Source organism: Neobacillus sp. DZ-9 (assembly GCF_059587065.1).
Genome location: NZ_JCAIOL010000006.1, coordinates 198,340 through 211,892, shown reverse-complemented (window position 1 = coordinate 211,892; position 13,553 = coordinate 198,340). Strand labels below are relative to the sequence as shown.

10 protein-coding genes are annotated in these 13,553 nt (G+C 38.0%); 8 read left to right on the top strand and 2 right to left on the bottom strand.

Annotated elements, in window-relative coordinates:
- Window positions 1–2: 2 nt before the first annotated feature.
- From thiS to AC59HZ_RS18545, 3 genes are read left to right on the top strand one after another with little or no spacing between them, the layout of a single operon-like run.
- Window positions 3–206, top strand: a complete 204-nt coding sequence (gene thiS / locus AC59HZ_RS18555; protein WP_496547276.1) for a sulfur carrier protein ThiS — start codon at window positions 3–5, stop codon at window positions 204–206.
- 2 nt (window positions 207–208) lie between these two features.
- A complete protein-coding gene (locus AC59HZ_RS18550; protein ID WP_496547275.1) occupies window positions 209–976 on the top strand; it encodes a thiazole synthase in 768 nt (255 codons plus the stop codon).
- Entirely contained in the window at window positions 973–1,992 is a 1,020-nt protein-coding gene (locus tag AC59HZ_RS18545) for a thiazole biosynthesis adenylyltransferase ThiF (RefSeq protein ID WP_496547274.1), read from the top strand. The genes AC59HZ_RS18550 and AC59HZ_RS18545 overlap by 4 nt, the downstream gene beginning before the upstream one ends.
- Window positions 1,993–2,194: 202 nt before the next feature.
- On the opposite strand, the gene AC59HZ_RS18540 is transcribed toward AC59HZ_RS18545, so the two are convergent.
- The gene (locus tag AC59HZ_RS18540) at window positions 2,195–3,748 is read right to left on the bottom strand and encodes an ABC-F family ATP-binding cassette domain-containing protein (RefSeq protein WP_496547273.1); all 1,554 of its coding nucleotides are present in this window, start codon (window positions 3,746–3,748) and stop codon (window positions 2,195–2,197) included.
- 551 nt (window positions 3,749–4,299) lie between these two features.
- On the opposite strand from AC59HZ_RS18540, the gene AC59HZ_RS18535 reads away from it, so the two are divergent.
- The 4 genes from AC59HZ_RS18535 to AC59HZ_RS18520 are packed head-to-tail and all read left to right on the top strand — an operon-like array spanning window position 4,300 to window position 12,062.
- A complete protein-coding gene (locus AC59HZ_RS18535; protein ID WP_496547272.1) occupies window positions 4,300–5,373 on the top strand; it encodes a Wadjet anti-phage system protein JetD domain-containing protein in 1,074 nt (357 codons plus the stop codon).
- Entirely contained in the window at window positions 5,364–6,878 is a 1,515-nt protein-coding gene (locus AC59HZ_RS18530; RefSeq protein ID WP_496547271.1) for a hypothetical protein, read from the top strand. Before AC59HZ_RS18535 ends, AC59HZ_RS18530 begins: the two co-directional genes overlap by 10 nt.
- Window positions 6,875–7,621 carry a DUF6063 family protein gene (locus tag AC59HZ_RS18525; protein ID WP_496547270.1) on the top strand — a complete coding sequence of 249 codons (747 nt, stop codon included), beginning with the start codon at window positions 6,875–6,877 and terminating at the stop codon, window positions 7,619–7,621. The genes AC59HZ_RS18530 and AC59HZ_RS18525 overlap by 4 nt, the downstream gene beginning before the upstream one ends.
- Window positions 7,599–12,062, top strand: coding sequence for a coiled-coil domain-containing protein (locus AC59HZ_RS18520; RefSeq protein ID WP_496547269.1), 4,464 nt, complete (start codon window positions 7,599–7,601; stop codon window positions 12,060–12,062). Before AC59HZ_RS18525 ends, AC59HZ_RS18520 begins: the two co-directional genes overlap by 23 nt.
- A gap of 228 nt (window positions 12,063–12,290) precedes the next feature.
- Here AC59HZ_RS18520 and AC59HZ_RS18515 read toward each other — a convergent pair whose 3' ends face one another.
- The gene (locus AC59HZ_RS18515; RefSeq protein WP_496547268.1) at window positions 12,291–12,464 is read right to left on the bottom strand and encodes an SPW repeat protein; all 174 of its coding nucleotides are present in this window, start codon (window positions 12,462–12,464) and stop codon (window positions 12,291–12,293) included.
- 352 nt (window positions 12,465–12,816) lie between these two features.
- On the opposite strand from AC59HZ_RS18515, the gene AC59HZ_RS18510 reads away from it, so the two are divergent.
- A complete protein-coding gene (locus AC59HZ_RS18510; protein ID WP_496547267.1) occupies window positions 12,817–13,260 on the top strand; it encodes a MerR family transcriptional regulator in 444 nt (147 codons plus the stop codon).
- Window positions 13,261–13,553 lie beyond the last annotated feature (293 nt).

Sequence of the window (13,553 nt, the reverse complement as noted above, 5' to 3'; positions counted from 1 at the left end):
ACATGAAGGTATTATTGAATGGCGAGTTGGTCCAATTGCCAGAGCATGTCTTGTTTGTTTCAGATGTTCTCAAACAGTATGAAATCCATGATAAGGTCGTTGTCGTGGAGGTTAACAGTGAGATATTAACCAAGTTAGAACACCAAAGTACTAGATTAGCAGATAAAGATAAAATTGAAATAGTCCATTTTGTAGGAGGCGGTTGATTATGTTAAAAATCGGTTCATTATCCTTTCAATCTCGTTTGTTACTGGGAACGGGAAAGTATCCAAGCTTTGAAATCCAGAAGGAAGCCGTAGAGGTTTCCGAAGCAGAAATCCTTACGTTTGCGGTTAGACGTATGAATATTTTTGAATCAAGCCAGCCGAATTTTTTAGAACAGCTAGACACCAATAAATATACGCTTCTGCCTAATACTGCAGGTGCAAAAACCGCAGCGGAGGCTGTCCGGATTGCCAAATTAGCCAAAGCTTCAGGCCTATGCGATATGATTAAAGTGGAAGTGATCGGCTGTGATAAAACATTGCTCCCTGACCCGATTGAAACCTTAAAAGCCACAGAAGAATTAGTGAAGGAGGGATTTATTGTCCTCCCATATACCTCCGATGATGTGGTTTTAGCCAGGAAGCTTCAAGAAGCTGGTTGTCATGCTGTCATGCCAGGGGCATCACCAATCGGATCTGGTCAAGGAATCATCAATCCCGTTAACCTGAGCTTTATAATCGAAGAAGCGGTCGTTCCTGTGATTGTGGATGCAGGGATTGGCTCACCAGCGGATGCGGCTTTGGCAATGGAATTAGGAGCGGATGGGGTATTATTAAATACGGCTGTGTCAGCGGCCAAGGATCCGGTAAAAATGGCCAAAGCGATGAAACTAGCGATAGAAGCGGGACGATTAGGCTATGAAGCCGGTCGAATCGAGAAAAAGAGATATGCAACAGCAAGCAGTCCAAAGGAAGGAATGAGCATCGGGTGAATAATCGGTACTCAAGGCAAGAGCTATTTTCACCGATTGGAAAAGCAGGGCAGCAGCGAATTTCCAATAAACATGTACTCATTATAGGAGTGGGAGCACTCGGGTCAGGCTGTGCGGAAGCACTCGTCCGCGCTGGAATTGGAAAACTAACCATCGTGGATCGTGATTATGTGGAATGGTCCAATTTACAGCGGCAGCAGTTATACTCAGAAGAAGATGCCAAAAACCGGATTCCAAAAGTGATCGCGGCCAAAAATCGATTAACAGTTATTAACTCGTCTGTGGCCATTGAGGCCATCGTTGGGGATGCTACAGCCATAGAGCTGGAAGACTGGGCTCAAAAAGTAGATTTGATAATGGATGCAACAGATAATTTCGAAACCAGAATGATTATCAACGATGTTTCGCAAAAAGTTGGTGTCCCATGGATTTACGGTGCTTGTGTTGGAAGCTATGGAATATCCTACACGATTATTCCTGAAAAGACACCTTGCCTTTCGTGTTTATTAGATACGGTTCCTCTAGGGGGATTAACTTGTGACACAGCAGGGATTATAAGTCCAGCAGTGAATATGGTCGTTTCTTATCAAATAAGTGAAGCATTGAAAATTTTGGTCGGGGATATGGATTCCTTGCGAAACAAACTAGTTTCTTTTGATTTATGGAAAAACCAATTTAGTGCCGTCCAAGTAGATAAATTGAAAAAGGCGGGCTGTCCTTCTTGCGGGAATGAACGCTCTTACCCTTTTTTATCATTTGAAAATCAAACAAAATCAGCTGTCCTATGTGGAAGAGATTCTGTGCAGATCCGACCTTCCATTCCTACAGTAATGGATTTAGAAGCTTTAGAAAAAATATTGGCGAAAAATGGCGGAACAGTACAGCGAAATCCTTTCCTTTTATCTTATACATTGGGTTCTCACCGATTAGTCGTTTTTAATGACGGAAGGGCGTTAGTCCACGGAACGAAGGATATTTCCGAAGCAAAGTCGCTATACCATCGATACTTGGGTTAATTGGATGGAAACCACTGCCGTCATATATGGTAAATAGCTATTACAAAATTAATATTGAAATAGATAGAAGCTCATTCTAACTTTAGTTTGGATGAGCTTTTTTAAGAAATCTAAAAATATATTTTTATTAGAAATTTTGGATGGTTAATAAAAAGGGGTACCCAAGTGAACTTTAATTCATTGGTTACCCCTTAATCATTATTTAAAACACTTTCGTAGTCCAATCTTCACAATTCCAAATATCGGTTGCAATTTCACGATAGAAATCAGGTTCGTGGGATACCATCAAGATACTTCCGCGATATGCCTTTAAAGCACGCTTCAATTCTTCTTTTGCGTCAACATCCAAGTGATTAGTAGGTTCGTCTAGAATTAGTAAATTCGTTTCTGTGTTAATAATTTTACACAATCGAACTTTGGCTTTTTCTCCACCAGAAAGGACTTCGATTTTACTTTCAATATGTTTCGTCGTTAATCCACATTTTGCAAGAGCAGCACGGACTTCAGCCTGATTCATACTTGGGAACTCGCTCCAAATCTCTTCAATACAAGTGTTGTAGTTGGACTGTTTAACTTCCTGCTCGAAGTAACCGATGTGTTGATACTCACCACGTTCCACTTTACCTGAAATTGGATCAATCAACCCAAGAATACTTTTTAAAAGAGTAGACTTACCAATACCGTTTGCACCCACGAATGCAATTTTTTGTCCGCGTTCCATTTTCAAATTCAGAGGGCGAGAAAGCGGTTCATTGTAACCAATAACAAGATCTTCAGCCGTGAAAATATAACGACTAGTTGCACGAGCTTCTTTGAAATTAAACTCTGGTTTCGGCTTCTCTTTCCCCAATTCAATAATTTCCATTTTGTCGAGCTTCTTCTGACGAGACATCGCCATATTACGAGTAGCAACACTTGCCTTGTTACGAGCAACGAAATCCTTCAAATCAGCAATTTCTTGTTGTTGACGCTTGAAAGCAGACTCTAGCTGTTGCTTCTTCATTTCATAAATGTTTAAGAAGTTATCATAGTCACCAACATAGCGATTCAACTCTTGGTTTTCCATGTGATAGATCAAGTTAACAACATTGTTCAAGAATGGAATATCATGTGAAATCAAGATAAATGCATTCTCATATTCCTGTAAATAGCGCTTCAACCATTCGATATGCTGTTCATCCAAATAGTTCGTAGGCTCGTCAAGTAATAGGATTTCAGGCTTTTCTAGCAAAAGCTTAGCTAGCAAAACTTTCGTACGTTGCCCACCGCTAAGATCATCTACATCTCGATCGAGTCCAACATCGTCTAATCCTAGACCACGAGCAACTTCCTCAACTTTTGAATTAATTTGATAGAAATCATTACTATCTAAAGTTTCTTGTAGCTCTCCAACTTCTGCAAGTAATGCATCGATATCAGCACCTTCATCACCCATTTTTGCATAAAGTTCATTAATTTCTGATTCAGCATCAAAAAGATATTGAAAAGCAGTACTCAAAGCGTCACGCATCGTAGTACCTTTTTGTAGTACAGCATGCTGATCTAAATATCCAACACGAACTTTTCGTGACCACTCAACTTTCCCCTCGTCGGGTTGCAACTTCCCAGTAACAATATTCATGAAAGTAGACTTACCTTCACCATTTGCCCCAACTAGTCCAACGTGTTCTCCTTTTAAAAGTCGAAAAGACACATCATTAAAAATCGCACGATCACCAAAACCGTGACTTAAATTTTTTACGTTTAATACGCTCATTTTTTTAACCCCTTATCTAATATCACATGTGGATATCTTACTAGATTTTGGCTGCTTTTTCTATCTTGAAGTTATTTTTGTGAAAAATGTAAATTCGATTTTTGGGCTAAATTGAAGTCTGCCCTCTTCTTAATTAAATTAGATTATTGAATAATACTAGTAAGAGTCTATTATACAACGGAACCTGGTGGCAAGATATGAGTTATTCCCATATGGGAATAACTGTTTAAAAAATGAAAGAATTGGTTGAGTTCTAAACTAAAATTATATTATAACAAGTGTAAACTCATCAACACCCCATGTGTTGCCACCACACATATTGAGTACGTGTCGCAGATAGTATTGAGGGAAAATTAATTCGGTAATATTGAAAATCTGGTACTCCCTTTTTTGTATCATTTAGTGGAATGAGCAAAAGCAAGTCTTTTGCAGCCGGCCACTTCATTAAGAAAAATTCATTTACCGACAATACCGCAACTAGTTTATAATATAAGGATGTCCAAATTGGATTGTAGGAGTCGATTCCTATGAAACTAAGAAGATTCAAGTAGGTGAATACCATCGATATCATTGAAACACGGGTGAGAGGTTTTATTGGAGATATTCAACACCCTAAACAAAAAAAGAAAATAAATATTAACGATTTAGAACTTCAGCTGCGCAAGCTGTTGGATGATTATGATGAAATGGACGGTTATACATTGTTTTATCGTGCCATTGAAATATTGCAAACGGAAGGACAACTTATCCCTATCCGAAATACTCAATTTAATGGAAGAATACCAGCGCTTACCTTATATTACTGGGTTAATATAAAAGTTCAGGAAAACAAATGGGATCGTCTTGAGATGATGAAATTAGGTGATCAGTTTGATTTTTCCTTTTATGAACGGCATCCCGAATGGCAAACGAAAGAAGAATGGGTACGAATCCAGAATGTATATACATTTCTCCAATCCAGTCAGGAACGGGAAATCGTGTCAGTCGAAGAAAGAAGCCTGGAGCTCTTTGGCCATGAAAAATTTTTACTCGACGGTGATGGTTTTCCTGATGGAAAAGGATTTTTAGCTAGAATTGGAATATCAGAAGAGCAGCTTAAAATGGTGAAATACGGGGAGCCTTTTGTATTTTGGATGAAACAAGGGAAAGAAATAAAAGATATTCAGAGAGTACTGATTGTCGAGAACCTATCTTTCTTTCATACTTCCATTAAGTTATTGGAAGCGGGTCAACTCGATTATGAACCTGAACTGATTATTTATGGTGAAGGGCCTAAAATTGAACGGAGCTTTTCCTTTTTCTTTCGAATGTTTCCGCCAAAATCCTATCTTTTCTATTACGCAGGAGATCTTGATGCAGCGGGATACGGGATTATCATTCGGCTTATCGAAAAATACCCGGACTGCTGTATTCAGCCCGCCTTAAAAATTTATCGCAAAATGCTTGAATGTCTAGAACAAAGGAATGACCAAAAACAAGGCCAAACACCAAACATCAAATACCGTGATTTATTCTTTCAATGGTTTACGGAAGAGGAGCAAGTGCGATTACAGCAATTATGGCAGGAAAATAAGCGGATCCCACAAGAAGTGTTAACAATCGAAACATGGAGGAGATGGACGTGAACGAATCATGGGAAGGCTTCGGCAAGCGTTTGCAACGATTAAATCCTCTGTTTGAGCTAGGGAGGGGAATGGAAGTAGGTGAGTTGAAACCTCATATCCAAACCATTCTCATGCAAGTGCTCCTCACAATCTTTTATAGAGAATTAAATGATGATGATCATAGACGTAAATCAGATATCAAATATATCGTTGAAGACTCGATTAAGCAAATGAAGCTTTTAGCAGACGATAAGCAAATTGAACGGATTACAAGCGGGCTTTTATATCAGGGAAAAGAAGAGTATAGTAAACCGTTTGAAGCCTTATATTACGATGAAATAAGACAATCCTGGGAGACGCAAACATTTCGGTATGTCACAATGGATGAATTATATACGAATTTAGAAATGGGCGGATCCATTGTTTATAAACTCACAGATGTCGCTCAGGAAATGATTTTTATGAGCAGGGAAATGGCTGAGGAATTCTCAATCACGATTGAACAACTCTATAGTATGCAGCTGATTAAAAACGGTAATTTTAGAAAAGCTACTCGAAACCTCGATCACCTCATTTCACGCGTAAACCGCTTAATGGCAAATGAATTCACTTTTCAAAAGGAAATGATCAACAATCCCAAAATCTTATTGATGGAAGAGGAATGGCAAAGGGCTGACAATCGTGTTGAAATTGAAAATCAATTTGAAGAGGAAAAAAATCACTTCCGTACGATTACTAGTATGATAGAAAAGACAAAACGAAGAAACGAAGAAGATGATTATATTCAGAAAGAATTGATTCTTCTGCAAGAAAAAATTGGCCATACAAGGCAATTGCATGATCGTTTTGCAAAGTTAGTCATTCAAAATATTTCATTTGAGATGAAATTAAAAGCGGAAAACCCTTCATTGTTTTGGGAAAACAGTCTGGTTTCATTTCGAGAGCATTTTTATGAAAATTGGTTCATGAAGGAAGGCGTTCATCGTTTTGAGACTATAGAAACAGTACTTTCTCCTATATTTTCACCGAATAATGAATTTATTTTGCCATTGGATTGGATTTGGGGTGAACAAGAATTCGATGAAAAACAACTAACGGATGCAGTAATGGAAGATGAGGCAGAAGAAAGCATTACTCGTCTGAGAGTGACGAACTGGGAATCTATAATTAAAGCATGGAGTTATGTTTTTCAATTTTTACAAACAAACGGAGAGTTTTCGTTAGCTGATCTAGCAGAGTTGCCATTAGAAGTGCAGGATTTATGGTTTGAAGAATCTGAAACGATTGATTTGTGGATGATGTTCGATAAAAAGCCACTGAAGGTTCAAGTACTGCATCGAAAGGAAGAAACCTTAAGCGATGAGAGAGAAATTCTTCTTTATAAACTAATGTTGGAATATCCGCAATTTCAAGTGTTTGAAGGCTTGAAGATCTATACAGTGTTTGATCATCGGGCGGAACCCTTCCTATGGTATCAAATGAAAATGACCCCTTTTAAATTATGTGTACAGGAGGAAAAAAGATGAATGCAGAAAGTATCAAAAGAGCATCAGCTGTCTATTTTACACTATTAAAAGATAAAGTCATCGACGAAAACAGTGAACATTTCCAGACCTATTTTGATCCGGAAGTGAGACAGACGGTTCTTTTATTAGCAGACGAATCAGGTACATATATTATTGAATCGCCTAAACGCATCCACTTAGTTGTCCAGCCAACTGGATCCGTCTTTGCTACGAATTTTACCCATTTGAAAGAAAAGCATCGGCAAGTGGAAACGAAAAAACACTTCCATCTTATTAGCGTTGTCATAATGTCTTTTTTAGCAGCTATAGACCGAAATCAGGCTGCAAAAATCCGTACGAAGCGGGAAGGGATTAGCTATTACGCATTAGAACGGCAAGTCAACGACTTAATGATGAAATGGGAGAGCATTCTTAAAGCTAAACCGGCCTTCGGAGAAGAAGAACGAATTGATATGAAAGAAGTGGTAACCACATGGAAATACATGGAGGTTGACACGGACGATTATGGGATTAAAAAAGGAAATAGACGAACCCGAATCGGTTTAATTGCCGGCGCCATGCGCTTACTAGAGACAGAGGGGTTGATCGTCATTCTTGATCGGGACGATATAGCTAAGGTGATTCCAAAACAAGAGCTTTTTGAGCGAATTGAATACCTGTATCACGATTATGATCGGTATGAACTTTTAAAAAAATTGATGACAACGGAGGAAGATATGCATGCCGAAAATCCATCGAATTAGAATTGTCGGCCTGAAGTATGATGGCATGCAAAAGCAATACAAAGATACCACTTTTAATTTCCATAATGATGAGACATCAACAAATGGCCTCATTGCAATGATGAATGGGGGTGGGAAAGGTGTGTTCCTTCAGACCATCTTCCAAATACTCAAACCTGGAACTTCATGGGGAAAACAGAACAATCGTTATTATCAGCAGTTTTTCTTTAACAATAAAGAGCAATTTATTCCCTATACCTTTCATGTTCTTATTCAATGGGAATTGGACGGTGCAGACCGCGCGTCTCTAGTAACAGGAGGAATGTTCTCAGCTGAGCAGCGGGTTTCAATGAGTGAAGAAAGTGGAAATGAAAGTAAAACATTGGAACAGGAAGCAAAAATCCTCCCTAATATTACATTTTATACAAGAGAATTTGAACGGAAAGAGGAAGCAGCGCTTGAGCATATTCCACTCTATGAAAATGATGAGGTTGCTGAAACTGAAAGCTTGAAGGACTATTTAAAATGGAATGGATATGACGTTTACCGAGATACGAAGAAGCACTATCGCATTCTTGATACATACGGAATTAACCGTAAAGACTGGGATATTATGAAGGACATTAACAAGGATGAAGGCGGAGTTGGTAAATACTTCGAGGGAGCTGAGGATGATCATTCCCTTTTCCAAAAACGAATCATACCTACTGTTAGTCAAGTCTTACATCGGACCGAACATCAAAAGAACGATCTTGTAGAGATTTTTAAGAGCCAGGCAAGTATTGCTAAGGATCTGCCAGTGCTCTTAAAAAGAGAGCAAGCCCATAAAGAGTTTTTAGAAGACATTGTCCCATTTGAAGAGCACTTAGCTAAAGGAGCAGAACATAAAGAAATTGTTCATGCAAGTTTACAGGCAGGTAGACAACTGCTTGGTGCCTTAGAGCATTTGAAGCAATCGGAAGAGGAAACGCTGCATACCTTAAAGACAGACATGGAGAAATTAACTGTAAGGCAAGCGGATTTACGCTTCCAAAATGATAATTTGGAGTTTGCAAAAGCTCACAGAGAGGTCATGCAATGGGATAAGAAATTAGTGGAAGAAAGGGAGAAACATACCTCCTTCCAAGCGATCGTTAAAGAGAAACAGGAACGAAAAGAACAATTGGTCTTTCAGTTATTATTAAAAGAATGGAGTGAAAATGAACAAACGATTCGCTCTCTTTCTCAGCAGATAGCCACATTGGAACAAAATAGCGGTTTAGAGCAAGTAAATCAAAGAATGGATGAAATCAAGCAAGAAGCTAAAAAGCAATGGGAGCAATCCTATCTATCGATACAAGAAGCTGTTAAACAGTATGTGGGGTTTCAAAAGTTCTTAAAGAAAAAAGGAACGGAACTAGCTCAACAGGATAAACAAAAGACAAAAGAGATTGCTCAGCTAAGTACTGAAATCGATTTTCTGTATACACAAATGCATACTTTTGAGTCTAAGGAAGTGGCTCTCATCCAAGAATTTGGCGACCGCTTAACCTATGACTTAAGGGGCTTGATCGAGAGTCTTATTAAACAAATTGAAGACAAAAAGGCTAGATTAGTAGAGTTGCAAGCAAAAGATAAAGAATCTAGTGAGAAGCAAAATCAGCTTGCCACTTCTCATGGTACGCTCGTCCAATCCATTCAGTTTTCAGAAGAAAAATGTGAAGATTTAAACCGAGCAAATAAAGAGCAAAAGCAAAAAGAGGCAAAACTATTAGAAAAGCTTCTTGGTTTAATAGATGATGTCACAGCGCCGTTTACTCATTCGCTCTTATCGAAATATGCCATACAAATAGAAGAAATACTGGGTAATAATCGAGAACAAGCTGAACAGATTAAAAAAGAATTATGGGTAACACAACTCGACCATTCCTTAAACGATGAGCCCTTCTGGATCGCAAATAAAGACGTAAAAGAATTAAAGGAATGGATAGATGAGAAAACTGGAATTGATGTGTTTTATGGAACCCAATTTCTCCAATCATTACGTCCAGAGGAAATGGTACATACCCTTAATACGTATCCGCTCCTTCCATACGGGTTGGTCGTAAGCGGGCAACAATGGCAAAAAATTAATCAGCAGGTTCTTACAGGAAGAATGTTTAAAAGTCCTGTTCCAATTTTCTTGCGTGAGGAAATGAACAGCGAACATCACCAGCCATCGTTTGTGATTATAAATGGAACCGAGAAAGAGCTATTAAGTGATAAAAATCAATTCACTAGCTGGAAAATAAAGGTTGCTAAACAAATAGAAGAAAAGAAAGATGCTCTTGTTGAAATTGAAAAAACAGAAGCCTCTTTACGTCGTATTATAAAAGAAATCGATCGTTTTTTATCAAGTGAGCTTTCAATTGATATCGAAAAAGCTCTTTATCAGGAACAAAACTCTCTTCTGTCTCTGAAAACGAAATTACAGGAAATCAAAGCGCAAGAAGAAAAAGAAAAGGAATTACAGCTGGGGTTAAAAGAACAGCTTGAAAAGACAAAAGGTAAGTTAGAAAAGCTTACAAGAAATGTAGAAACTTTGGAGGAGTTTGATCAAGACAAAACTCTTTATCAAGAAAATAAACGGGTAAAACTAGAAAAAGAGAAACAACAGGAAGCCTTGACCATTCGGCAGCAAGAAATAGGAAAAGAGCACCAGAAGACCGTTGAACTGCAAAACCAGTGGAATCAAACGTATGTAGAATGGAAGCTTACAACCGAACAAAATATAAAGGAGATTAAGTTCTTTATTGAAGAAGCGGTTTATCCTGCTGATGAAAAAGCAGACCAATGTGAAGATGTCCCTCGGTTATCACCACATTTTTTACAAGAGATAAATGGAAGTATCGAAGAGCTAAAACAGCTCCAAAAATCAAAAGAAGAACAGGCAAGAGAATTACTTGTTCTTCAAGCAAAAAAAGAAACCGAACAAAAGCAGCAAAAGAAATTAGAGAAAAAACTCAATGCACATGATCTAGATTGGAATAAAGCCCCAGAACCAGATGAACCTATGAGTATATTAGAAAATATGCTGCAAACGGCACAGAAGGAAGTAAAGACGGCAGAAAAAGAAGAACGGGAACAAGGAACGGCTGTAACAGTGGCTGAAACATCCTTAAAGCACGCGACGGAACAGCGTGATAAGTCAGGAAAGAAAGTCGAAAAACATGGAAAACAACCTGAACAATGGGCAGATATTGATTTAGAAGTAAAGGAAGTAGAAATTAAAGACCAAACGAAATTAACGAAAGAGGAAGTAAAGAAAGCGGAGAAACACCAAAAAGAAACGGAAACCAATATTGCGGGCTTCGAAGGTGATTTGTTAACCTTATCTGTTATCCTGAAAGAGGAAGCCGCAGCATTTACGAATAATGATTTAGAACAAATTAAGAGTCTAGGTAAAGCATGTATCATATCCTGGTGCGAAGAACATCAAGCTATTCAGGAAGAAGGTCAAGAGAAGCATGCGAAAATCGATCAATCATTGCGAAATTTAAAGCTCACGATTGAAGGAAAAGATTGGGAGATTCGTTTTAAAAATGAAGTGTTAACAACACTAGACCATATGGATACAAGGCATTATGCTCATATCCAGACCATCGTTAAAAATATGAAACGTTTTTCACAAAGTGGCTTAGAACAATTAGAACGTGACAAGGAAAGAGCGGAAAAGGCTCAAAACTTCTGGGCAAGCCGTGCCAGCATGAAAGTGATGAGCATATCAGAGGCCATTCGTTCCATGATTGCGAAGATGAAGCTGAAAAATGAACGTGGTTCCTTTCCGCTCGTCCAGCTCAAAGAAGACATCTTACCTAAAAAGGCTGAAGATATCGAACCATTGCTGAAGCAGCACTTTGTAGCTGCTATTAATAAAATTACCAAACAATTTGATATGATTGATGATCACAATCGAGCACTAGATGAAGAAATAAAACAACTGATTAGTGATGAGCAAATATTATTTGTATCACTCCGAAATCGATATCCAGAGCTGCTCGTCTATAATATGCGGACAGATAATGCCTTTATGTACGGGAAACCGCAAAAAGAGCATTATTCAACCTGGCAGACAATAAATCAAGGTTCTAAGACGAAATCGGATGGCAGTGGAGGACAAAAGCTATCAGCTAGAATGGTTATGATGATGATGTTATTATCAGTTAAAAGCGAAACCGATCAAAGCTGGGTTCCTTTAGTCTGTGATAATCCGTTCGGACAAGCTGCATCGGCACATGTCCTTGACCCGATCTTCGCAGTTGCCGAAAAACTGAAGTTCCAATTCATTGTCGTCACTCCGCCCGAACTTGTGAAAACGGAAATCAGTCAAAGATTTGATGCCTATTATAAATTGGACTTCATTCGTGAAAAAGGAAAAGAAATTGTTTCAGACACGATTGTTCCAGCATTTCGGATTTACCAGGGAGAGGGAGTAGCACATTAAGATAACACAATGAAATCGACTAGGTTGGAAATGATAACGATAAAGTATGAATAAGAAATATAATGCATAAAAACTTGTTCCTTTTGTAAAAGGCATCGGTGTTCACCATATTCCGATGCCTTTTAGATTGAAATCTGGAGGAACTTTAACACAAGCCTTTGTTAAATATCCCTGGGTGCTGAAGGGTGTTTACAGGAACATCCCTGCTATTGTCAGGTCAAATTTCCACTAGGATTTATTATTTTTATCCTTAGACGTGCCACTCCATATTGATAGAATTAAGATGATAATTCCAAAAATAATACTATTCCACGTTGCCCCTGAATTATTGGAGAAATCGTACACCCATGGCGAAAAGATGAGCCAAATACCAATCAATCCTGTAAGCCAAAGTTGCCACATAATATACACTCCCTTTATGATTTTTAACGTTAACGTCAACGTCGTTAAATATATATGACGTTCGAGAATAAATATACTTGATAAAAAAATGATTTCTTCGTTGTTAGAACATAAAGTCGAAATTAATCCAATAAAATTGGGTGTTTTATGAAGGAAATAGTACAGGCATATAAATTACCAGAACATTATTAATGGGGATTGAAGGCGTGGAGCAAGTGCCAATGCAATCAGGAGGGACCAATTAAATTCAATTTTTAATAATCATCAGAGGTATGAAAAGCATTTGAAAGAAAATTGTAAATTTAACGTTAACGTTAGATAATATATAATATTAACAGGAGGGCGATTATTGATGGATCAGTTTCTAAAAATAGATGATGTAGCACATCAAAGTGGTTTGAGTAAACGGACAATTAGATACTACGAAGAGATTGGTATTTTACCATGCCCCGAACGCAGTGAAAGAGGGACTAGGCTATATAGACAGGAACATGTTGAATTTTTAAACAGGATAACTATTGCGAAAGAAGCTTTGGGCTTTACGTTGCAAGAATTACAGCAGTTCATTTCACTCAAAGACATATTAGAAAGTCAGAAAGTGGAATTTAGAAATTTATCAGATCCAAAAGAACAAAGGGGAAAATTAACTGATATCTTAGGAATCCTCGATGACCACCTGGAGATGATGGAACTAAAGCTTAGGAGGATGCTTAGTGTCCAAACAGAACTAGTGACTCTAAGAGAACGCGCACGAGCAGCGATTGGGAGAATCGACCAAGATCTTGGGATGAAATAAAAACAATAAGGGGGACTCTAATTGGGCTGCATTGATTAGCAATCTCTCAATTGGCATCACATCACGTATTGCTCACAACTTGACAATTTGTAATTATTATAACTGGTGTTGGAGCTGAGGATCAATTAATGATTGTCAGCTTTTTCTTGTTGAACTAACTGTGGGCTTTACTTCAAGAAGGGATTGGAGCGGAAATACCTTCTTTTTTTGTTCTTCAACTAGGGATTTAGTTAAGAAATTTATATAAAATATAGTTATTAAGTGTAAAATATGGTAAAATTTTTATATCCTGT